This is a genomic window from Zunongwangia sp. L-65 (assembly GCF_056859415.1).
Map to the genome: position 1 here is coordinate 1 of NZ_JBSXOK010000070.1, position 22226 is coordinate 22226.

A 22226-nucleotide genomic window follows, 5' to 3' on the forward strand; every position below is an offset into this window, starting at 1 on the left:
AACCAGTTTACCTGGGAGTATATTCGTCCGCAGGAAGCAGGGTATAAAACTGATGCGAGATGGATTCGACTTGAAAATAAAAAGGGAGCCGGGTTACAGATTACCGGGGAACAACCCCTGGGCTTTAGCGCATTGAATGTACCGACAGAGGATCTGGATCCGGGGGAATGGAAAGCCCAACGTCACCCTACCGATATTACGGTTCAGGACAAGGTGTTTTTACATATCGACCTGAAACAGCGTGGCCTTGGTGGTGATGATTCCTGGGGACGGTATCCGCATCAACAGTACCGATTGGAAGATAATAGTTATCAATATTCCTATATTATTTCTTTGCTGAAATAGGAAGCTGAGATGATATAAAATAAGACCACATAAACGCTCTGGTTTTAAATTTAGCAGGTTTTACAAAAATTAGATTGGATTCAAAATTATTATATATAATGACACACATTTTAAAAAAATATGGGGTAATAATCGCACTAATGTTATTTGCTTTGGTGACGAGTTGTTTGGAAAAAAAGAAAAGTGAAATTGTTTTACAAGATCCACTTATCGATGGCGATTTTGCAGATCCTTCAATCATTAAATTTGAGGGAAAATATTATATCTACGCTACGATAGACCCCTGGGGAACAGAAGAATTAGGAGTATTAGAATCAGATGATTTTGTGCATTGGGAGCAAAAACACATCAAGTGGCCAAGCAAAGAACTTTGTACCAGTGAAACGTCTAATTCAAGTAATGTTTGGGCGCCTTCGGTTATTCAGGCAAAAGATGGAAAATTTTATATGTATGTTTCTGTAGGTAGCGAAATTTGGGCAGGAGTAAGCGATCATCCGTTGGGACCATGGAAAAATGCTAAAAAAGATAATTCACCGCTTATTAAAGGCAACATGTTTCCAGAATATCATATGATCGATGCTGAAGTTTTTATAGATGATGATGGACAGGTGTATTTGTATTGGGGCTCTGGGCTCGATTGGGTAAACGGACATTGTTTTGTGGTTCCTTTAAAAGACGATATGATTTCTTTTGATGAAACTGCAATCAAAGATATTACTCCACCAAATTACTTTGAAGCACCTTTTATGGTTAAAAAAGGCGAAACTTATTTTTTAATGTATTCTGATGGAAAATGTACTACAGAAACTTATAAAGTAAGGTATGCCAAATCCGATAATCCATTTGGGCCATTTACAGAAGGAAAGAATAGTCCGGTTTTAACCACTTCCGAAGATAGATCAACTTTAGGACCAGGACACCATAGTGTATTTACAGAAGCTGGTCAGGATTATATTTTATACCATCGCATAACCGATAATAGTGATAAATTGTATAGAGAATTGGCTATTGATAGCCTTAACTTTTCGAATGATGAAATAGAAGTGGTTAGACCATCCAATACGTTGATGAATTTTTAATTATTAAACTTTTAAAAGGTCCAAAGCATTATTTTAAACTCATTGAAATTATTTCAGAAAGTAATCGTTTGCTATCCTTACGAACCTGAAAAAATAAACACTAGTATTAATAGTGCTTTGGAGACTTCAGTGAATCCTACCGGGCTCCATCCCTATAAAGGCTATACAACCAATGGTGAAATGATGCAAAAGAATAATATTAATGTAATACGCATAAGCCATTATCCATACGATTCATATAATTTACCATTTCTTTAATAGAGTAGTATAGAATATATCAATTAAATCACTTCTTACCTCTCCCCTTTTTTACACTGGGAGAGGTTACGATTGATCAGGAGTTATATTTTCGAATGAATTTAAAACAGATCAAATTTTAAATAGTGTTTATTCTTTTTTCATGCACATCACAATGAATAAAGGTGGGTTTTATCTAGTTTTATGAGGCAATAACAATTCTTTTCAATTCCCTTTTGTTCGAGCATAACGACCGTTAAGCGGCAAAAGCACAATAAGAGATAATTTGTTATTTGAACTTAAATTGATACATCAATACCACGAGGGAATTCCTTGAGTTTTTTCTTGAAGAGTCTTTCATAACTACAGGCCAGTTTTGATACCCCAGAACAAATTTTGAATTATGACCATTCATTAAGAAACTAACCCCTCCTTCATAAAGCATAATCGGGTCTTCAAGTTTCTCTAAATCTGAATATTGGGTCAAAAAATAAGGTTGTACTCCTTCTATAAACATATCTTTTTGAAACTTTTGTAAATATCCAGCCTGAAAAACCAAAATGTCTCCGGTACCGTTTACAGGAATCGCATTACCAACACCATTAACAGAAATACTTGTACCTGCATCTGCTATATTATTAGCCGCCAGGTTACGTACATAGTTGGGGCCAATATCGTGGTTTATATATGCTGTATAAAGCGTCCATGAATGATTATTGGTAAGCGCCTGTTCATAATAGGCATCTATGGCAAATGATCTCGCTGCGTGGGTTAAAGTATCATTTAGTGCGGTAAGGCTTTGAGACGACTTGGTTTGGTTTGTAAACCCCGCACCTATGTTAAGAATATTTCTTGTCCCGTGATAGGTGCCGGCACTAAATGGGGTGTTAGGCTCATGCTCTCTAAACTGATACTTCACATAAGCAGAGGTATACACTGCATTTGGATTATAGGTTAGTTTAGCATCTTCTGATAATGATGAGCTACTAACCCTGTTCATAGGTTTTGATAATACCGCACGGTAATCAAATTTTCCAGCAATACCATGTGCAGCTATTGAGAATTTACGGTACAGGTCATCTTGGAAATTGAGGAACGGCCCAGAAGCAAAATTTACATCGAGTCCCAAAGAATTAGATGAAGAAGGTGCCGCATACCTTGATAAGCCAGTCCAGGGATTCTTCCCGGCGGTGATTATAATATGATCACTCAGCTTATAGCTCATATAAAGCTCCAATAATATTGGAGACGTATTAGGGGATTTTATATTTATATTATTGTTTCCAAGTAATAAAGCAAAATCTATTTTATCTGAAACCTCTCCTTTGAATCCTAATCGGTATCTTCTAACCGATATATCCCAGAAATCCTGTACTTCGTTGTTATTAATTTGGGTGCCCGGATTTAAATCACTGTAACGCAACCAAAGCTGCCCAGAACCATTTATAGAAAGGCTTGAAAGTATTTTCTCTCCTTTATTAAGAGTTTTTGGTTGTGCAACCAAATTATAGATGCCAAAAATGCAAACTATACTGGCTATGACATATCCTTGTCTAAAATCTTTAGAAATCTTAAAAATCATAATTTTACAGTTTTAAGAAATTAAAATTGAAAGTCTATAGATTCGGGGTGTCCATAAATTGTCTAAAAACCTGGGGGAAATGAAACTTATCTATATCCCATAAATAAGGCAGAAGGAAATAGGTTATTAGGGTTACGATTAGAATGGAAACTATATTCATCACTACTCCAACTTTTACCATTGACGATATTTTGAGATATCCAGAACCAAAAACCACAGCATTAGGTGGAGTTGCTACCGGTAACATAAACGCGCATGACGCCGCAAGAGTGGCTGCTACCATAATCATATAGGGATGTATCCCCATAGAAAATGCAATAGGAGCTAATACTGGAAGTAACATGGCAGTAGTCGCAAGATTAGAGGTGATTTCGGTAAGAAAATTAACCGCTGCCACCAGGATGAGCATAAGAAAGAAAAGTTCCATTCCTTTTAAATAGGAAAATTGCGCAGCAATCCAATCCGCAAGACCTGTATCTGTAAATCCTTTTGCCAAGGCCATACCTCCACCAAAAAGTAGAATGATTCCCCAGGGTAGTTTAACAGCTTCTGACCAAAGTAATAGCCTCCTATTTGATGATTTGGCCGATATCATAAATAAGGTTATCGCAGCAATAGTCGCTATGATCGTATCATCAATAATGGGGATAAAAATTTGAATAAATGACCGGAAGACCCAGGCCAGGGCAGTCAAAATAAATACAATTAATACCGCTTTCTCTTCATAGGAAATCTTACCCAGATCTTTAAGCATGCTTTTGATTTCTTTATGACCTCCAGGAAAGACTTCGTCACTAATCTTAAAGGCAAACTTTGTTAAATAGATCCAGCATAGAAAAAGCAGTAAAATTGAGACAGGTAATGCAAATTGCATCCATTGCATAAAACTGATCTTAACACCATAAAGCTCTTCTATTACTCCTGCTAAAACCAGATTTGGCGGTGTTCCTATTAAAGAAGCAAATCCACCAATAGATGCACTGTAAGCAATAGATAACATGAGTGCACGACCTAACTTCTTCTCACGCTTTTTACTTGTCTTTGCTCCAAATTGTTTAATTATGGCGACGCCTATGGGAAGCATCATTACTGCTGTTGCCGTATTGGAAATCCACATTGATAAAAATGCAGTGGATACCATAAAGCCCAGTATGATATATTTCACTTTTGAACCAACAATATTCAGGATGTTTAATGCTATACGCCTATGAAGCTGCCACCGTTCTATCGCCAAGGCTAAAATGAAACCTCCTATATAAAGAAATACATATTTGTGACCATAGGATGGGGTTGTGGATTCTAAAGTTAATGCTCCGGTCAATGGAAACAGCACGATAGGCAGAAGGGCTGTAACAGCAATAGGAACGGCTTCAGAAACCCACCAAATTGCCATCCAAATTGCAACAGACAAAATTTCGAAGGCTTCTGGCGATAACGTTTTCGGAGGTTCTACAAATTGTAGTACACAAAACATTATAGGCCCCAACAATAGCGTAAAATTTTTCCACTTTTTCGGTTCTTTTCTGTCAGGATTTCTATTGCCCGAAATATTCTGTACATCATTAATCATAGGTTTGATCTTTAAAATTGTTGAACATTCTCTTTCTATAGGCTAAAAAACCGGCTTTATTGATCAAGCAATAAGAGCGCAAAATTTTTATAGAGTCTACAATTTTATAGATAATTTTTAGGTATTATGTTATTTCAGTAAATTTTATTGATTTTTAATGAATTTTATTGATGATTTTTTAGTTATTTAGTAAAATTTATAATTGATCATCACATGTAAATTGTTACTACAATTTTCATATTGGCCTATAATCAGTCTCCGTCAGTTTTAATTAGCCGCCCATATTTTGAAAAGAAATGTTATCATCTAACCATTCATTCAGTTAAAAGAAAAATTATATGGAATTTGAGAAGTGCGATCTATTAATTTTCCATCTAAATAAAGTAACTCTTAATTTGTACTACGATGTAATAGTACCAATTCTTAGTCCTTTGGTAGATATCATAATATGTAAATATGTTTCCATATTTTTTCTAAAAAACATCGTAAAGCGATCCAGACTTTAACATTTTCTTAAAAAATGAGGAATGATATCCTTCAAAAAATAAGGTATTTACATATATTAGTACAATAAGATTAACGATACTCAATTTAATATTGGTTTCAGAAAATGGAAGAACTGTACGCACGAATTACAGAAAAACTTGAGAAGCTTTACGGCACATTTGAATCTGATAAGAAAAGATTTAAAAACTCCAGTAATTCTAAAATTGCACGTGACCTTGGTTATAGTGATGCCCAGTTTTCACGTTTAATAAATGGGACGGCAACTCCTGGGGAGTATGAGAGAACCTTGCAGAATGTAGATCGCGTACTTAAAATTAAAGAACTGGAGAAAAATGCTACCACAAGTAATTTATCCAAACCTGAGACTTCAAGAAAAAAGAACTGGCTAATAGGCATATTGGCCGCTTTACTATTGATTTCCTTAACATTACTAATTTTAGATCTTCAAGCCACCAAAACAAATGTTGAAGATTACCCAAGAGATTACACGTTAAGATGGGCTTTTGAAACCGAATTCGTAAATCCATACACTAAATTGGAGGAGCTTCCGGCAGATTGTAATTTTCCGTGTTATAAGTTACAGGGACAATGGGAACTAAATAAAAAATACAAAATCCCACTCTATATAGAGACAGATGGCTTTCATTATCAAGCAACCTCTGTAAAAATGTACACACGATGTGCTATCAATATAGAACCCGATGGTAGTTTGCTTGAAGGTTATGAATACCAAAAGCATGAAATCTGGTATGACATGACCGAATCGAATATATCAACATTTATGAACAATAATGATGTGAGGAATGGCGAAGGTTCCTTTTATGAGACACTTGACTTTAATAAGGACAGTCGGTTTGTAAAAGTTGCGACAGTTCATACACTATTTAGAAATAGATTCACCATTGGTGATTCCATTTCCAGAGATGGCCAGGTTATTGGTAGGGATTTAGTGCCTGTGCCACAGGATATATTAAAAGATAAACTAAGTGAGGAAAAAGTAATTTTTATTAATAAAAAACTGAATCTAATCGCCAGAAATGGTTTAGAAGATTTTTCCCGACCTATAAACTGCGCAGAAAGTCCACTACCAGGTATTGATTTTCATGATGTTAAGGAAGGAGATTTAATGAAGTTTACTTGCAAGTTAACCACAAATAGAGTTCCCTCAGTTTATACCAAAGCCTTTAAATTAACCCGGCAGTTTATCAAAAGTACCTGTAGACAATCATTAGATGATGAATAACTACTGCCCTGTTCTAAAAATGCCTTAACTAAAAGCTGAGTCTTATATATCACCCATATAAAATTTGGCGCGCCTTAAAAGACCGTAAACAGCATCAAATTATATAGTCTTACGCAAATGGCATTACTTTTAATAATGAATTATACTTCACATCATTTTTCGATGCATTTATGAAATACGCGCTTAAAATTTAATAAAAATTAATAAAATTCATTAAAACACAACTTATCATTTATATTTTAAGCAAATTGCCATGAAATATTTAAAACACTCATTATGAACGATAACGTTTTAGATGGTGCTCAAGTAGCATTTCAGTTGGATCCAGAAAAACTAAGTCAACTTATTATTGAAAATAATGAGGGAGTCAAAACTTCCTCAGGCAGTATTGCTATACAAACAGGAACTTTTACGGGAAGGTCCCCGAAAGATCGCTTTATTGTAAAAGATGAGATTACTAAAGAACCTGTAGATTGGGGATCTATCAACCAACCCATAAATTCTCAAAATTTTGCCCGCATTAAAAAAGACATCCTCGATTATTTAGAAGGAAAAAAGATGTATAAACGTTTTGCTTATGCTTGTGCACTTGATAAATACCAACTAAATATAGAATTCATATCTGAATATGCATGGTCAGATTTATTCATACACAATATGTTTTTACGTTTGAAAGAATCTGAACTTAAAAACTTCACCAAAGAATGGACAGTTATCAATGCTCCGGGTTTTAAGGCACATCCAGAAATACACGGTACCCATAACTCAAACTTTACGGTAATCAGCTTTAAAGAAAAAACGGTATTAATAGGTGGCACAGGCTACACAGGAGAAATAAAAAAAGGAATATTCTCTGCTTTAAATTTTTTATTCCCGGTTTATCATGATGTATTGCCTATGCATTGTTCTGCCAATGTTGGAAAAGATAAGGATACCGCACTATTCTTTGGGTTATCAGGCACAGGAAAGACCACGCTTGCTGCAGACCCTGAACGCAAACTTATAGGAGATGATGAACACGGATGGGATCCTAATAACACTATTTTTAATTTTGAAGGAGGCTGCTATGCAAAAGTGATCAACCTGAATGAAAAATCAGAACCCGACATTTTCAATGCAATTAAAGCGGGTGCGCTTGTTGAAAACACGGTCGTAAAAAACTCTGAAATAGATTTTAACGACTCCTCTATAACTCAAAATACACGGGTAAGCTACCCAATACACTATATTGAGAATATACAGATTCCCTCTGTAGGGAGCACGCCAAAAAATATTTTTTTCCTCACCGCTGATGCTTTTGGTGTATTACCCCCGGTTTCAAAATTGACCGCAAGCCAGGCTGCCTATCATTTTATTTCAGGATATACTTCAAAAATAGCTGGTACTGAAGCAGGTATTGTAGAACCTTTGCCTTCATTTTCTGCGTGTTTTGGAGCGCCTTTTATGCCATTACACCCCACTAAATATGCAGAAATGTTAAACAAAAAAATCAAAGAAAGTGGAGCCAATGTATGGTTAATCAATACCGGATGGACCGGTGGTGCTTATGGGGTAGGTACACGTATAAAACTAAAATATACTAGAGCCATGGTAAATGCAATTCTTGACGGTAGCATAAATCCTGATTATACCTACAAAGATTATCATATTCATTCGGTATTTGGTGTTGCACAACCAAGAACATGCCCCGGAGTTCCGGATGCTGTATTAAGTCCTCGTAAAATCTGGGATAATGATTCCGCTTACTACAAGGCGGCCTTTAAACTTTCTAATGCTTTCCGTAAAAACTTTGAAAAATTTGAATCATACGCTAATGAAGACATTCGAAGAGGAGGCCCTCAGCGTTTTGATTTTTAATGGAATGCAAAGTTTATCGCAATCTTATAAGTATTAGTTGTTAATATACTTTTTTTAAATAAAGTTTTATTTAGCAGTGATTAATGTTTGATGTAGCTAAAACTTTGGATCTTTATTTTAAAGAATTATAATCTTTGAGGGCAAAATAGTTTATAAACTAGGTTTATTGAATTAACCATGAAATAGTTTAAACAGCCTCTGTAAAAATAATGATGCCCATAAACCTGCCAGAATTCTTTTTTCGGGGTGCAGTCTAAATGATCTAGATATTATTTTTTCGCTAAGCCATTTGCGCTTTAAAGAGAATAAATATAAATCAAATGCTCTGATCCATATACTAAACCCTTTTTGACCTTTCAATTCCTCTGGGGCTATTCCCGGAGGAATTTGCATTTATAGACAGAGGTATCTGTAATTTAAAAATAACAGAAAATATCTATTATTACTCCAGTAGCCTCGCCAGGAATCGAACCTGGATCTAAAGTTTAGGAAACTTCTATTCTATCCGTTGAACTACGAGGCCATTTTTCTTTGGCAACACAAAAATAAAAATGTTTTTATTATGGAAACGCTATACTCGTTAAAACTTCCCTAAGAATATCAATAAGATTACATCCAAGTGAATACAGGATGCTCTAGATTAAAGACTAATATTATCGGCTAAATATTCTGTTACTCAACACCTAGCGAGCAGGTCTGGGACATCGCGTCTTAATTATCTAGTAAAATTTAAAAAAATCGAGCTACAACTTCTGCCAAGATTGTATATTTAAATTAGTTTTTATTTATAGACGATCCCATGAAAAAGATTACATTATTTATTTTAATTAGTTTTTTTATGATAACAGCAAATGCTCAAAACGCCAATATCGATAAAGAAGCTTTTGCTCACACCTTCTCTATTGTTGCTAAAGATCCAGGAACCGGCGAAATGGCTATTGCAGTCCAAAGCCATTGGTTTTCTGTAGGCTCCTTGGTAAGTTGGGGTAAATCTGGGGTGGGCGTGGTAGCAACACAATCTTTTGTGAACCCCGCGTATGGTCCAAACGGACTTAAATTAATGAGCGGCGGAATGTCTGCTAAAGATGCTTTAGAGGAGTTAGTTAAACAGGATGAAGGCCGCGATTACAGACAGGTTGCCTTTTTAGATGTTCAGGGCAATGTTGCTGCCTATACAGGAAAACTTTGTGTGGAAGCTGCATCGCATATCGAAGGTGAGAATTTTTCTGTGCAAGCCAATATGATGCTGAACAATAAGGTAGTTCCTGCAATGGCCGAAGCTTTTAAAGCCCATAAAAATCTTCCTTTAGCTGAAAAGATGATCGAAGTTTTAAAAGCGGCGCAAAATGCCGGTGGCGATATTCGTGGTAAACAATCGGCTGCACTTATCGTTGTAGGTCCCAAAAAAGTAGAAAACTCCTGGGAAGAAAAGAAAATCGATCTAAGAGTAGACGATCATCAAAATCCAATTCTGGAATTAGAGCGATTACTCAAGACTGCGCGAGCTTACGAACATATGAACAAAGGGGATCTAGCCGTCGAAAAAGGAGAGGTGGATATTGCTTTAGAAGAATATGGTATTGCGGAAGAAATGTTTCCTGATAATCTGGAAATGAAATTCTGGAAAGCAGTAGCTATGGCTAATAGTGACCGCCTGAAAGAGGCATTGCCTGTTTTTGCTACTATATTTGAAGAGGACGATAACTGGCGGGAAATGATTACCCGACTTCCAAAAGCAGGACTGTTAAATCTTACTGAGGAGGAAATAGATCAGATCACCGACCTGTAAAATCATGACTTAAAATGGCTAATAATAGCACCCGTTTTTATGAAAATCTGCCGGCTTTAAATATTCCGGTAAGTACACTTGTGGGAGATATTGGTCATTTTCATCGTGTTCCTGATAGCTGGCATATCGTTGCTGCCGATATTAAAAATTCGACCAAAGCTATTGCCAAAGGTCAGCATAATTCGGTTAACCTGATCGCTACAGGTGCTGTAATTGCCATCATTAATATTGCCTATAAGGCAAAAATTAATATTCCATTCTTTTTTGGCGGCGATGGTGCAATTGCTCTGGTACCCCAGGAAATTCTACACGAAACGCTTAATGCACTTCAGAAACATAAAAAAAATACCCTTAAAAACTTCAAATTAGAACTTAAAACCGGATCGCTTCCGGTAAAAACCATCTATCAGGAAAAGATTCAGCTTAAAATCGCCAAACTTAAGGTGAATGACGATCTAAATATCCCTGTTGTACTGGGGGATGCTTTGCATTATGCAGAAGACCTTATTAAGAATACCTTACCCCAACAGGAAATTATCCCAGATCATAAACCACTTGATCTGGAGGGCATGGAATGTAAATGGGATAAAATAAAGCCCCCTAAAAACGGACAGGAAGTAGTTAGCTTAATCGTAATTTCTAAAGACGACACTAAATCCTCTAAAATTTTTGCTGAAGTACTTAAAGCTATCGATGATATTTATGGTTCGCCCAGTCGTAGAAAGCCTATAACGGCAAGACGATTAAAACTGAAAGCAAACCTTCGTAAAATCAATGCTGAAATGAAGGCTAAATTAGGCAAATTTAACCTTCCCTATCTTTTGAAAAGCTGGATGATTGGACAATATGGAAAACATATTTGGCTAAAAAAAGACAACTCAAAAATTTACCTTAAAAAACTAGTTGCCTTAACCGACACATTAACGATCGATGGCCGAATTAATACGGTCATTTCAGGAACACCTCAGCAAAGAGATGCACTTACCGGCTATTTAGACAATCTGGAAAATTCAGGAAAAATAGCTTATGGAATTCATGTTAGTGAAGAAAGCATTATGTCTTGCTATGTACGGGATATTAACACCCACGAACATATTCACTTTGTAGACGGCGGTAATGGCGGATATACAAAAGCAGCTAAAAGTTTAAAGCGTAAACCCTAAACTATTAACTGCTTTATGATTAATCTTAGAAATTATCGAATCGCTGTAAACCAGCCAAGCCAATAGGCATTTATCAGCCCTTTGGTTTTGAGCGGTAGGAATTCAAAACCTTCGGGATTAATCTAAACCTCCTCTACGGGTCGCATCTCTGGGTTCTGGCCAGGTAGATTGCTCACCTGTTCTTTGATTTATAGGAAGAACACGTTGCTTTCTGGAAGTCTTATCAGCGTCTTCACTTGCTTTATAGGCTAAGATGGCAGCAAGGATGGCATTGCTTTGCACATCGTCCCAAACAATTTTATCATAGGTGTCACGGTTAGTATGCCAGGTATAATTCCAATACGACCAGCTTAGTGAACTTAAATTAAAAGCCGGTGCTCCTGCCGCAAGAAAAGAAGCATAATCTGATCCTCCTCTACCAGGCATTCCCGGAAAATTGGTTTCAATCTGGTTAGAAATACTATCCGGCACTGCAGATAGCCAGTCTCCTAAATAATCGTAAGCGTCTACCAATCCATTTCCAGAAAGATTAACTACACGCCCAGTACCATTATCCTGATTGAAAACGGCCTGGATATTTTCTACAATTTCAGGGTGATCTTTTACAAAGGCACGAGAACCATTCAATCCCTGTTCTTCACTTCCCCAGTGACCGGCAATAATGGTACGTTTAGGATTTGGATATACTTTTTTAAGAATACGCATTGCTTCCATCATTACTAGAGTACCTGTACCATTATCGGTAGCCCCGGTTCCTCCATCCCAACTATCAAAATGCGCGGAAAGCACAATATATTCTTCAGGTTTTTCTGAACCTTCAATGCTTGCGATTGTATTAAATGTTGGTACTTCACCAAGATCTTTAGAAGTAGCTACGATATGAAGCTCTGGTTTGTCTCCGTTTTCTGCCATTCTGAACACCAAACCATAATCCTCCAAAGATAGATCTACAGTAGGAATGTCCCTGGTATAAGCAGAAAATACTTTGTTCACACCAAAGCCACTAGACCAGTTTAGAGTGATAATACCCTCTGCTCCTGCTTTCTCTAAAATTTCAGGCAATTCTCTTGAAGAATATCCGGTAGCTTTTATACGCGCTCTCCAGTCATTTTCAGCTTCAGATCGTTCTTTTTTCATTTTTTCAAATGACTGCTCTGTTGCCCATTCTTCCCAGTTATAATCAGGACGGCCGGTTGGCTCGTTAAAAGACAACAATACAAACTTTCCTTTTACCTGGTTTAATTTAGATTGAAAATCGGCCGAGTCTTTCGCTTCTGGTAAAATTATAGCCTCAGCGGTAACTCCTTTTTTCGATGTCGATGGGCTCCATGCTAATTGTCTTCCCTCTAAAGTTCGTAAACGAGGTGCTACAAGATCGATATGGGTAATCCCACGTTCCCAACCTTTCCAGGTACCCCATTGCTGATTTTCAGCAGCGATCCCCCAGTCGGCATAGGTTTTAACAGCCCAGTCATGTGCCTGTTCCATTTGTGGTGAACCTACGAGTCTTGGTCCTATAACGTCTAAAAGTTCATGGCCTAATTTTTTTAATTGAGAATTTTCGGTAGCCTCTGTAACGATTTCCTGTACCATGGGATCCGGCTGTTGTGCAAACGAAGTTGTCGCGGCCAATACCATAGATACAAAAGCTAGTTGTAATTTGGTTTTCATTGGATTTTGATTAATTATTGGTGAAATATAGCTCTCAAATATAAATATATTCTTTACCGAAATCATAGCTTAGCACCTATTATTCTTGAATCCGACAGTGTTTTTAAGTATATTGTGTGCAAATTTTAAGGCTTTTTTCACGGAAAGCTGAAGATTATATTTTTGAGAATTTTAGTTTCGAAAGCTTTATTTTTCGATTATAGAAATCTCACCACTAATTGAAATTCAATATTTACCTAAATGACAAAATTTACGCTTCGTTTTAGCAATTTCGCAATCCTGACATTTATTGCTTTTAGCAGCTTTTTATTGCAGGCACAGCAAAGTGATCTTTCTGTTGAAAAAATCATGCAGGATCCCAAATGGATGGGAACTTTTCCTTCTGGCATACATTGGGGAATAGAAAGTGAGAATATTTACTTTCAATATAACCTGGAAAATGATCCGGAAGATTCGTTATACAAAATCAACATTTCCAACCAATCAAAAATCATAAAAGTATCTCAGCAAGAAAAAGAAAATATGATTCCGCGATATGGTGATTATAACGACAAAAGAACCGAAATGCTATTTACTGAAAATGGGAAGCTGTTTTTATACAATATCAGGAAAGCATCTAAAAAAGAACTGATCGATCTGGGAGAGCGAATTATAGATCCTCAGTTTATGGCAGATGACTCCAAAATTTCATTCATTTTAAATGATAATGCCTTTATTTATGATCTGGATAAGGGAAGTATTACCAAATTAACCAATATCAATAAAGGAACAAAACGAGAGGAAAAAGAAGAAAAACTTTCAGATAAAAATGAATGGATACAGGATGAAAATCTGGAACTTTTAGAAGTTATAAATCAACGCAAAGAAAAAGCAGAAGCTTCTAAAGTTTATCGTAAAAGTAAAGCTCGCGATGATTCTTATGCTTTTTATACCGGAGATAAGCAAATTTCAGGCATCAGCATTTCTCCTAATGGAAAATACGTAAGCTTCAATTTAATTAAAAGAGAACGCGGCGATAATACCGAAGTCCCTGATTATGTAGACCAGTCTGGATATACCAAAGAGCTACCTGCACGTTCTAAAGTGGGTGACGATAAAACCGAAGTGGAACTAGCTCTTTATAATATCGAAAAAGATACGGTCTTTATGGTAAGTACAGACCAACTTGAAGGGATTAAAGATTTACCAGATTATGTGAAAGATTATCCAGACAAAGAATGGGAAGAAAAAGTTCGCGAAGTCATTACCTCGCCAGCTTATTTTTCTGAAAATGGTGAGAAAGCCATCGTAAGCATCAGATCTAAAGATAATAAAGATCGTTGGATCGCTCAACTTCATCTTGAAGACGGCAGTCTTACTGTTCTGGATCGGCAACGTGACGAAGCCTGGATCGCAGGACCGGGACTGGGTTGGTCTTTTGGCGGTGGTACGCTTGGATGGTTACCCGATAACAAGCATATTTATTTTCAATCTGAAGCTACAGGATATTCTCATCTCTACGTATTGAATGTAGACAACGGAGAAAAAAAAGATCTCACTCCTGGTGATTATGAAGTTTTTGATCCCGAATTATCGAATAATAAAAAGTACTGGTATTTAACCACTTCAAAGGAAGGGCCTGATGTTCGACATTTTTATAAAATGCCGGTAATGGGAGGTAAAATGGAAAAGCTTACCAATATGACTGGTAACAACCAGGTATATCTTTCTCCAGACGAAAAGTATATGGCGATTTACTATTCGTACAGTAATAAACCATGGGAACTTTATCTTAAAAAAACCGGGAAAGGAGAGGCAAAACAGTTAACCAGCGGCCAATCTGAAGCATTTTCAAATTATGACTGGAGAATACCAAAACTTATAGAGTTTGAGGCTAAAGATGGCGCGATGGTGCCCGCAAGGCTATACACTCCAAGCGAAGAAACTAAAAACAACGCTGCTGTTGTTTTTGTGCATGGCGCAGGTTATTTGCAAAATGTGCATCAGTGGTGGTCTTCTTATTTTAGGGAATATATGTTCCATAATCTATTAACCGATTTAGGATACACCGTTATAGATATTGATTATCGCGGAAGTGCGGGTTACGGCCGCGACTGGAGAACCGGAATTTACCGCCACATGGGTGGCAAAGATTTATCAGACCAGGTTGACGGTGCAAAATACCTAATTAAAAACCATGATATCAATCCTGATAAAATCGGAATTTATGGGGGAAGTTACGGTGGATTTATTACCTTAATGGCTATGTTTACCGAGTCCGATACTTTTACTGCCGGCGCAGCATTAAGATCGGTAACCGACTGGGCACATTATAACCATGGATATACTTCAAATATTCTTAATGAGCCAATAAACGATCCTATCGCCTATCGTAGATCTTCCCCGATTTATTTTGCGGAAGGTTTAGAAGGAGATTTATTGATCGCCCACGGTATGGTAGATGTAAATGTACATTTTCAGGATGTGGTACGGCTTTCCCAACGTTTAATCGAATTGGGAAAAGATAACTGGGAGATGGCTATTTACCCGGTAGAAGATCATGGTTTTGTAGAACCAAGCAGCTGGACCGATGAGTATAGCAGAATACTCAAATTATTTAATGAAAGCCTTCTAAACAAATAGATTTTATGGATATAGAATTTGTTAGAAAACAGTTCCCTGCCCTCGATAAAGACTTCATCTTTATGGACAATGCGGGTGGTTCACAGATATTGGGAAAAGTTATTCAGCGAATTAACGGCTATTTAATTCATCATAACGTACAACTGGGAGCATCTTATAAAGTTAGTAAGGAAGCCGGCGAAAAACTGGCCTGGGCAACCAAACAAATAGCAAAATTTATAAATGCTAACCGAACCGAAGAGGTGATTATTGGGCCATCTTCGAGTATGCTTTTTAGAATCTTAAGCTTATCTATTAGCAGGAAATGGCAGGAAGGAGACGAAGTTATTGTCACCAATACCGATCATGAAGCCAACATTTCTCCCTGGACCGATTTAAAGGAGAAAGGAATAAAAATAAAGATTTGGAAAGCCAATCCTGAAACGATGGAACTTGAACTTTCGGAACTTAAAAAGCTACTTTCTAAAAAAACAAAACTAGTTGCTGTTACACATTGTTCTAATATTTTAGGAACTATAAATCCTATCAAAGAGATTACCCAAATGGTACATCAAAATGGTTCGCTTATTTGTGTAGACGGTGTGGCTTATGCACCGCACCGGCAAATTGATGTACAGGATTTGGACATCGATTTCTACACCTTTAGCTGGTATAAAACTTATGGCCCGCATTTAGCGTTGATGTATGGTAAATACGATTTGCTTTTAGAAATGGATGGTATTAACCACTATTTCTTTAAAAAAGACGATATCCCTTATAAATTTCAGCCGGGGAATTTCAATTTTGAGCTCACCTATAGTCTTTTAGGAATTACAGAGTATTTCCATGAATTTTACAAACAACACTTTCCAGAAGATAAAGATTCAGCGGTTTTAATGCTAAAAAAATCTTATGAAGTTATCGCTACGCATGAACAAAAACTGGCAAAAAGACTTCTTGATTTTTTAAATGAACATCAAAAAGTAAAAATTATAGGAACTCCTGAAGCAGATGCTTTAAAAAGAGTTCCAACAATTTCATTTATACACGAGGATTTAAAAAGCAATGAAATCGTAAAACAAATTGATGACTATAGAATCGGAATTAGGTTTGGTGATTTCTACGCTAAAAAACTGGTGGAAGATTTTGACTTAACAAAGAACAACGGTGTGGTTCGTATCAGCTTAGTGCATTACAATAAGGAGGAAGAAGTAAAACGACTCATCTGGGCGTTGGGTAAAGTGATTTAATATAGGAGTTAGATCGCTTTGCTTCTAGAACCTACATGCTAGAAAAAACAAGGGGCTGAAATTCGGTAATTTCGGCCCCTTGTTTTTTAAACAGCAAAATTTTCACGAATGCAATTTGTTCTGAATTGTAAATAAAAATTTTAATTGCAGTAATATTGTTGTGAATTAACAACAAATTGATTGTTATGCCGGTTAAAAAAAAGTCTGATAATAAATCTTTTGATCCAAAAAGAAGCGTAAAAAGGGCCAGAGCGGTTAGAAAAATAAAGAACCAAAGTTGGACTATAGAGACTTCTGATAGATCATACGTTTGGAGTAGCAGGATGGAGAGGGTTTCCATTATCAGAAAAGGGCTACCCTACGAATCCATAGAATTTATCAGTAATAAATCGAATTTACCCATCAAGCATATCCTTCATTTATTGCAAATGCCACAAACAACCTACAATAAAAAAAAGAAAGACAAAGACTTGTTGAGCGGTAGGGACAGTGAATTAGTTTTAGTATTAACCGAAGTATTAGAATTTGGATTAGAAGTATTCAATTCAGAAAAAGAAAAATTTCAGCGTTGGCTACAAAAAACTAATATTTCGTTAGGTGGAGCTGCACCAATCAGTCTATTCGATTCGTTAACCGGCATTCAGGAAGTTAGGAATCGCTTAAATAGACTTGAATATGGAAATCTAGCCTAATGAGAGTATATAGGAGAGAAAGAAAAAAACATCTTGAAACCACCTTAAAGGGAATAGGAGCAGCACTTACAGAGGGTTATAGATGGAATAGCCCTAATACATTTTTAGTTTACACTTCAGAGTCCAGAGCTTTAGCAACTTTAGAAGTTTCGTTGCATTTAGATCTAAACGAAGATTTACCCACAGATCGCTATTACGTAGAAATTAATATTCCCGATGACATTGAAATACTTGAATTAAAACATAAAGATTTACCAGCTAAATGGGATTCCAAACCTCCAATTCTAGAAACGCAATTTATTGGCGATGATTTTGTAACTGATAACCAAGCAGCGGTCTTAAAAGTACCAAGCAGTATTGTAAAGCCTGAGTTTAACTATTTGATTAATCCAAACCACCCAGACGCTAAAAAGATAACCGTTATTTCGAAAAAACCCTTAAAGTTTGACGAACGCTTCAATCAAACAAAGAAAAACGAATTATAATCCTTATCTATCAAATTAACATATCAGTAAATTTTAAAATTAAAAGTGAATAAACCTGATCGTACTTCTTTAGTCTATATTCTAATCGCTTACAGTGCAGCGGTCTAAAATTTACCCCAACGCCTGTTTTAAATCTTCTACTAAATCATCTCCATCTTCAATTCCCACACTTAAACGGATTAAACTATCCACTACTCCCGTTTTTTCCCGCTCTTCTTTTGGGATGGAGGCATGTGTCATACTCGCAGGATGCCCTGCTAAAGATTCCACCCCACCTAAAGATTCGGCCAAGGTAAACACCTTCAGATTTTCAAGTATTTTAACGGCACTTTCAGCGGTTCCCTGCGTAGTCGAAAAAGAAATCATTCCGCCAAAACCTTTCATTTGCTTTTTAGCAATTTCATGATTGGGATGATCTTCAAAGCCTGGCCAGTTTACCTGTGCAACTCCCGGATGCTCCTTTAAAAACCGAGCTATTTTCTCTCCATTTTCGCAGTGGCGTTGCATTCTTAAATGTAAAGTTTTAATTCCGCGTAGTACCAAAAAGCTATCCTGCGGACCGCAAACACCGCCGCTAGCATTTTGTATAAAATACAATTTATCGGCAAGCGCTTTATCTTTTACAACAAGCCCACCCATTACTACATCGCTATGGCCGCCCAAATATTTAGTCGCACTATGCATCACAATATCGGCTCCCAAATCCAAGGGCTGTTGTAAATAAGGTGTTGCAAAAGTATTGTCTACCGCTAATAAAATATGATGTTTTTTCGCAATTTTAGCAGTAGCTTCGATATCGATAATATTCATCATTGGGTTAGTTGGTGTTTCTACCCAAATAAGCTTTGTATTTTCATTGATATATGATTCGATATTCTCGGCTTCCTGCATACCTATAAAATGAAATTTAATGCCCAGATTTTCAAATATCGAAGTAAACAAACGATAAGAACCGCCATAAAGATCATTAGTACTTACTATCTCGTCTCCCGGTTTAAATAATTTCATCACCGCATCGATTGCTGCAAGTCCAGAACCAAAAGCCATCCCATAATCACCATTTTCGATACTGGCCAGAGAACGCTCTAAAGCGGCACGGGTTGGATTACCACTTCTGGAATATTCAAAGCCTTTATGTCCTCCGGGGGTGCTTTGCGCGTATGTACTGGTTTGATAGATGGGTGGCATCACTGCATTATAGGCAGGATCTACATTTTTCTGGCCACCGTGTATCGTTTTGGTATTAAATTTCATAACAGGTTATTTGGTAAAGTACTAAGCTGAAGAGACAGCTTAAATACTGATTTTCGTTAAATTAAAAATCTTATAAGCAAAAATAAGCTTCGCATTGGCAATGCCAAAATTGCTACGTACTTTAGCAAAAAAATAACCTAAAATCCGAAAATTATTTTGAAAAAATTTCTTTTAGTGCTGCTTGCCAGCCTGATGCTGTATGCCTGTGAAGAAGAGAAAAAAGAAAACCTTATTTTCACCAATTATAATATAGAAAAGGCTTACAAAAAATGTAATCCAGAAAAAGGGAACTGTACTTTCATCAATCTGAATTTCCCTGTTGCCAAAGGAAAGGAGACGGTTGCCAAAAAGATCAATGATTCTATAGAACATCATATTATAGAGATCGTTTCAGGTTTTAACCCGGATAATAACCCAGAGACCATGGAAGAAATGGTTGATGGTTTTATTGCAAACTATGGTTCTTACCGTGAAGATTTTCCCGAAACCGATATCCCGTGGGAAGCGACTGTTTTTGCTGAAATAACCTCGGAAACTCCAAAATTACTGAGTATCGATTTCAATTCTTACACCTTTACCGGTGGTGCCCATGGCTACGGAAGCAATACCTATATGAATTTTAATCCTGAAACCGGGGCAGTCTATACTCATAAGGATCTTTTTACGCCAGCCTTTAAAGATTTTGTAGAAAAAGACTTTAGAAATAAAGAAAACATTCCTCAAGGAGAGAATATCAACAGTACGGGAATGTTCTTTGAAAATGATGAATTTCACCTTCCTGCAAATATTGGTTTTAGGAACGATAAACTTATCCTCACTTACAACCCATACGAGATCGCTGCTTATGTCGAAGGCCAGAAAACCTATGAGTATAATTTGAATGAAGTCTCTAACTATTTAAAAATAGATTTTTCAGAAAAGGAATAGCGTATTTATAGATCGTCTGCGATGAATCTGAAAAACTTTTACAATTTCGAATTATCCCGGTAATCATCAGCATCGGGATTTTTATTCCCGTTTGGGATACCAATAAATTGCAAGAGCTCTTTTAAAGTTTTTTCTTTGTACTCCTAAACAAAAAATGAAATGAAAAAGATCTATTACCTTTCTACCTGTGATACCTGTAAACGAATCCTTAACGATATCGAAGCTCCGGCTGATTTTGAACTTCAGGATATCAAAACCGATGAAATAACTAAAAAGCAAATTGAAGAAATGCAGGCGCTTGCAGGAAGTTATGAATCACTTTTTAGCAAGAGAGCAAGACTTTACAAAGAACGTGATCTTAAAAACAAGGATCTTAGCGAAGAAGATTACAAAGCCTTAATCTTAGAACATTATACTTTTTTAAAACGTCCCGTAATCATTAACGGTAAAGAGATTTTTATTGGCAATGCTAAAAAAAACGTAGCTGCTGCTAAAGAATCTATCCATGGATAAACGCTTACTGGCCATTTTTGCCGCTACCGGAGCCAGTGCAATTTATGGCTTAAATCATACGATTGCCAAGGGGGTAATGCCTACGCATATCGAAGCTTTTGGATTCATTATGCTACGCGTTTTAGGCGCAGCTATTTTATTCTGGATATTAAGTCCGTTTGCTCCCAAAGAAAAAGTCGAAAAAAAAGACTGGCCAAGAATGCTTTGCTGTGCCATTTTTGGTATGTGCATTAATATGCTATTCTTTTTTAAGGGTTTAAGCCTTTCTACCCCGATCAACAGCTCGGTAATCATTACCGTTTCGCCGGTTATGGTTCTTATTCTGGCATCGATCATCTTAAAAGAAAAAATCACCTTTTTAAAGGGAGTGGGGATTGCTTTTGGGTTATCGGGAGCTTTAGCTCTGGTTGTTTTTAGTACCGATAGTGTGACCAATGCGCCAAATATTCCGCTGGGCAATTTGATGTTTATAGTTAATGCTTTTTCATACGGATTATACCTGGTAATCGTAAAGCCACTTACCAAAAAATACCACGCCATCACTCTTATGAAATGGCTTTTCTTGATGGGCGTTTTTCTTAATTTGCCGGTTACCTATTCTGAATTTGTTGCGGTAGACTGGTTTCATTTACCTTTCGATGCGATTTGGCGAATGGCTTTTGTCGTTGCCGGCACCACATTTTCTACCTACCTACTAAACATTTATGCACTAAAGCAATTATCGGCTTCAACAATAAGTGTGTTTATTTATTTGCAACCTTTAATCGCAATTATTTATGCCATTTTAGTAGGTGCTGATCAATTAACGACAATAAAAGTTGCTGCCGGACTACTGGTTTTTGTTGGGGTTTATCTGGTAAGTTTTAAAAAAACAAAAACCCGGGCATAGCCGGGTTTCAAAATATTAAATCGGTATATTCTATTTTTACGTTGCTTTATGTTAGCAACTCGGGATCGATATCCTGTGGTTTTCTACCATGCTTTCTGGTGTCTTCTTTAGTAAGTACTTTAAAATCATCGGTATGCGTTAGACTATCCAGATTCTCAACCATCTCTGGAGGTAAGCCAGTTAGTTTTCTTTCCTTTAAGTCTATCCAACCACCCATCATCTCACAGCTGGCAAAATTTCTTCCTTTGCTATCATAAAAATTATGTACAAATTCAAAATACATTCCGTCTTCAGAAAGCCCTTTTAATTCCAGGCTTACTTTAACCGGCTCTCCCGCAAAAACTTCTCTAAAATAATACACGTGTTCATAAAACACCACCGGCCCCAGATTATGTTTTGCCAGATCTTTCTGTCCAAAGCCATTCTCCATTAAAAATCCCATTCGGGTGTGGCTCATAAAATTGATATAAGCCGTATTGGCTAAATGTCGGTTAGCATCGATATCACTCCAGCGTATTTCAAATTCTTTGGTATACATAATTTTTCTTTCAATTTTATAGAAAAGCTAAATT

Annotated in this window: 19 protein-coding genes and 1 tRNA gene; 14 read left to right on the forward strand and 6 right to left on the reverse strand. The window is 36.6% G+C overall.

The window, feature by feature from the left end; translation table 11 throughout:
• The 3 genes from AC13DP_RS14995 to AC13DP_RS15005 form a co-directional block, all read left to right on the forward strand.
• A partial coding sequence (locus AC13DP_RS14995; RefSeq protein WP_483068040.1) for a beta-galactosidase small subunit-related protein occupies positions 1 to 345 on the forward strand: 345 nt, incomplete at its 5' end.
• Positions 346 to 443: 98 nt separating this feature from the next.
• Positions 444 to 1424, forward strand: a complete 981-nt coding sequence (locus AC13DP_RS15000) for a family 43 glycosylhydrolase (protein ID WP_483068041.1) — start codon at positions 444 to 446, stop codon at positions 1422 to 1424.
• Between the two features lie 42 nt (positions 1425 to 1466).
• The gene (locus AC13DP_RS15005; RefSeq protein WP_483068042.1) at positions 1467 to 1682 is read left to right on the forward strand and encodes a hypothetical protein; all 216 of its coding nucleotides are present in this window, start codon (positions 1467 to 1469) and stop codon (positions 1680 to 1682) included.
• A 268-nt stretch (positions 1683 to 1950) separates the two neighbouring features.
• Here the strand turns inward: AC13DP_RS15005 and AC13DP_RS15010 are convergent, their stop codons facing one another.
• Together AC13DP_RS15010 and AC13DP_RS15015 are read right to left on the reverse strand one after the other, a co-directional pair.
• Positions 1951 to 3243: a porin gene (locus AC13DP_RS15010; protein ID WP_483068043.1), complete on the reverse strand. Its 1293-nt coding sequence runs from the start codon at positions 3241 to 3243 to the stop codon at positions 1951 to 1953.
• Positions 3244 to 3277: 34 nt separating this feature from the next.
• Positions 3278 to 4813: an SLC13 family permease gene (locus tag AC13DP_RS15015; protein WP_483068044.1), complete on the reverse strand. Its 1536-nt coding sequence runs from the start codon at positions 4811 to 4813 to the stop codon at positions 3278 to 3280.
• A gap of 610 nt (positions 4814 to 5423) precedes the next feature.
• On the opposite strand from AC13DP_RS15015, the gene AC13DP_RS15020 reads away from it, so the two are divergent.
• A complete protein-coding gene (locus tag AC13DP_RS15020; RefSeq protein WP_483068045.1) occupies positions 5424 to 6563 on the forward strand; it encodes a hypothetical protein in 1140 nt (379 codons plus the stop codon).
• Between the two features lie 276 nt (positions 6564 to 6839).
• Entirely contained in the window at positions 6840 to 8420 is a 1581-nt protein-coding gene (gene pckA, locus AC13DP_RS15025; RefSeq protein ID WP_483068046.1) for a phosphoenolpyruvate carboxykinase (ATP), read from the forward strand.
• Positions 8421 to 8871: 451 nt separating this feature from the next.
• Here the strand turns inward: pckA and AC13DP_RS15030 are convergent.
• A tRNA-Arg gene (locus AC13DP_RS15030) sits at positions 8872 to 8943 on the reverse strand.
• A gap of 315 nt (positions 8944 to 9258) precedes the next feature.
• On the opposite strand from AC13DP_RS15030, the gene AC13DP_RS15035 reads away from it, so the two are divergent.
• Together AC13DP_RS15035 and AC13DP_RS15040 are read left to right on the forward strand one after the other, a co-directional pair.
• Positions 9259 to 10209 (forward strand): DUF1028 domain-containing protein, encoded by a 951-nt coding sequence (locus AC13DP_RS15035; RefSeq protein WP_228250871.1) that lies wholly within the window; start codon positions 9259 to 9261, stop codon positions 10207 to 10209.
• 14 nt (positions 10210 to 10223) lie between these two features.
• Positions 10224 to 11372, forward strand: coding sequence for a DUF3095 family protein (locus AC13DP_RS15040; protein ID WP_347405727.1), 1149 nt, complete (start codon positions 10224 to 10226; stop codon positions 11370 to 11372).
• Between the two features lie 117 nt (positions 11373 to 11489).
• Here the strand turns inward: AC13DP_RS15040 and AC13DP_RS15045 are convergent, their stop codons facing one another.
• Entirely contained in the window at positions 11490 to 13043 is a 1554-nt protein-coding gene (locus AC13DP_RS15045) for a M20/M25/M40 family metallo-hydrolase (RefSeq protein ID WP_272957306.1), read from the reverse strand.
• Positions 13044 to 13283: 240 nt separating this feature from the next.
• Between AC13DP_RS15045 and AC13DP_RS15050 the strand changes: the two genes are divergently transcribed.
• From AC13DP_RS15050 to AC13DP_RS15065, 4 genes are all read left to right on the forward strand, one after another.
• Positions 13284 to 15665 carry a S9 family peptidase gene (locus tag AC13DP_RS15050; RefSeq protein ID WP_483068047.1) on the forward strand — a complete coding sequence of 794 codons (2382 nt, stop codon included), beginning with the start codon at positions 13284 to 13286 and terminating at the stop codon, positions 15663 to 15665.
• A gap of 5 nt (positions 15666 to 15670) precedes the next feature.
• Positions 15671 to 16894 carry a cysteine desulfurase-like protein gene (locus AC13DP_RS15055; protein WP_228250867.1) on the forward strand — a complete coding sequence of 408 codons (1224 nt, stop codon included), beginning with the start codon at positions 15671 to 15673 and terminating at the stop codon, positions 16892 to 16894.
• Positions 16895 to 17079: 185 nt separating this feature from the next.
• Complete coding sequence (gene parS, locus AC13DP_RS15060) at positions 17080 to 17586, forward strand: type II RES/Xre toxin-antitoxin system antitoxin (RefSeq protein ID WP_483068048.1); 507 nt, start codon at positions 17080 to 17082, stop codon at positions 17584 to 17586.
• On the forward strand, positions 17586 to 18071 hold the full coding sequence (locus AC13DP_RS15065) for an RES family NAD+ phosphorylase (RefSeq protein ID WP_483068049.1): 486 nt from the start codon (positions 17586 to 17588) through the stop codon (positions 18069 to 18071). Before parS ends, AC13DP_RS15065 begins: the two co-directional genes overlap by 1 nt.
• A 111-nt stretch (positions 18072 to 18182) precedes the next feature.
• Here the strand turns inward: AC13DP_RS15065 and AC13DP_RS15070 are convergent, their stop codons facing one another.
• Positions 18183 to 19325 carry a cystathionine gamma-synthase gene (locus AC13DP_RS15070; RefSeq protein ID WP_483068050.1) on the reverse strand — a complete coding sequence of 381 codons (1143 nt, stop codon included), beginning with the start codon at positions 19323 to 19325 and terminating at the stop codon, positions 18183 to 18185.
• 156 nt (positions 19326 to 19481) lie between these two features.
• Between AC13DP_RS15070 and AC13DP_RS15075 the strand changes: the two genes are divergently transcribed.
• The 3 genes from AC13DP_RS15075 to AC13DP_RS15085 all read left to right on the forward strand — a co-directional run bounded on the left by AC13DP_RS15075 (position 19482) and on the right by AC13DP_RS15085 (position 21654).
• Positions 19482 to 20252, forward strand: a complete 771-nt coding sequence (locus AC13DP_RS15075; protein WP_228250863.1) for a DUF3298 and DUF4163 domain-containing protein — start codon at positions 19482 to 19484, stop codon at positions 20250 to 20252.
• Between the two features lie 159 nt (positions 20253 to 20411).
• Positions 20412 to 20765: an arsenate reductase family protein gene (locus tag AC13DP_RS15080; RefSeq protein WP_228250862.1), complete on the forward strand. Its 354-nt coding sequence runs from the start codon at positions 20412 to 20414 to the stop codon at positions 20763 to 20765.
• Positions 20758 to 21654: a DMT family transporter gene (locus AC13DP_RS15085; protein WP_347405731.1), complete on the forward strand. Its 897-nt coding sequence runs from the start codon at positions 20758 to 20760 to the stop codon at positions 21652 to 21654. Before AC13DP_RS15080 ends, AC13DP_RS15085 begins: the two co-directional genes overlap by 8 nt.
• 46 nt (positions 21655 to 21700) lie before the next feature.
• Here the strand turns inward: AC13DP_RS15085 and AC13DP_RS15090 are convergent, their stop codons facing one another.
• On the reverse strand, positions 21701 to 22192 hold the full coding sequence (locus AC13DP_RS15090) for an acyl-CoA thioesterase (protein ID WP_483068051.1): 492 nt from the start codon (positions 22190 to 22192) through the stop codon (positions 21701 to 21703).
• Positions 22193 to 22226 lie beyond the last annotated feature (34 nt).

Excerpts from the sequence above, each read along its gene's own strand:
- AC13DP_RS15020 (WP_483068045.1), top strand. The coding sequence starts at position 5,424 with ATGGAAGAACTGTACGCACGAATTACAGAAAAACTTGAGAAGCTTTAC.
- AC13DP_RS15040 (WP_347405727.1), top strand. The coding sequence starts at position 10,224 with ATGGCTAATAATAGCACCCGTTTTTATGAAAATCTGCCGGCTTTAAAT.
- AC13DP_RS15070 (WP_483068050.1), bottom strand. The coding sequence starts at position 19,325 with ATGAAATTTAATACCAAAACGATACACGGTGGCCAGAAAAATGTAGAT.
- AC13DP_RS15085 (WP_347405731.1), top strand. The coding sequence starts at position 20,758 with ATGGATAAACGCTTACTGGCCATTTTTGCCGCTACCGGAGCCAGTGCA.
- AC13DP_RS15035 (WP_228250871.1), top strand. The coding sequence starts at position 9,259 with ATGATAACAGCAAATGCTCAAAACGCCAATATCGATAAAGAAGCTTTT.
- AC13DP_RS15065 (WP_483068049.1), top strand. The coding sequence starts at position 17,586 with ATGAGAGTATATAGGAGAGAAAGAAAAAAACATCTTGAAACCACCTTA.
- AC13DP_RS15010 (WP_483068043.1), bottom strand. The coding sequence starts at position 3,243 with ATGATTTTTAAGATTTCTAAAGATTTTAGACAAGGATATGTCATAGCC.
- AC13DP_RS15090 (WP_483068051.1), bottom strand. The coding sequence starts at position 22,192 with ATGTATACCAAAGAATTTGAAATACGCTGGAGTGATATCGATGCTAAC.
- parS (WP_483068048.1), top strand. The coding sequence starts at position 17,080 with ATGCCGGTTAAAAAAAAGTCTGATAATAAATCTTTTGATCCAAAAAGA.
- AC13DP_RS15000 (WP_483068041.1), top strand. The coding sequence starts at position 444 with ATGACACACATTTTAAAAAAATATGGGGTAATAATCGCACTAATGTTA.
- AC13DP_RS15050 (WP_483068047.1), top strand. The coding sequence starts at position 13,284 with ATGACAAAATTTACGCTTCGTTTTAGCAATTTCGCAATCCTGACATTT.
- AC13DP_RS15080 (WP_228250862.1), top strand. The coding sequence starts at position 20,412 with ATGAAAAAGATCTATTACCTTTCTACCTGTGATACCTGTAAACGAATC.
- AC13DP_RS15015 (WP_483068044.1), bottom strand. The coding sequence starts at position 4,813 with ATGATTAATGATGTACAGAATATTTCGGGCAATAGAAATCCTGACAGA.
- pckA (WP_483068046.1), top strand. The coding sequence starts at position 6,840 with ATGAACGATAACGTTTTAGATGGTGCTCAAGTAGCATTTCAGTTGGAT.
- AC13DP_RS15055 (WP_228250867.1), top strand. The coding sequence starts at position 15,671 with ATGGATATAGAATTTGTTAGAAAACAGTTCCCTGCCCTCGATAAAGAC.
- AC13DP_RS15045 (WP_272957306.1), bottom strand. The coding sequence starts at position 13,043 with ATGAAAACCAAATTACAACTAGCTTTTGTATCTATGGTATTGGCCGCG.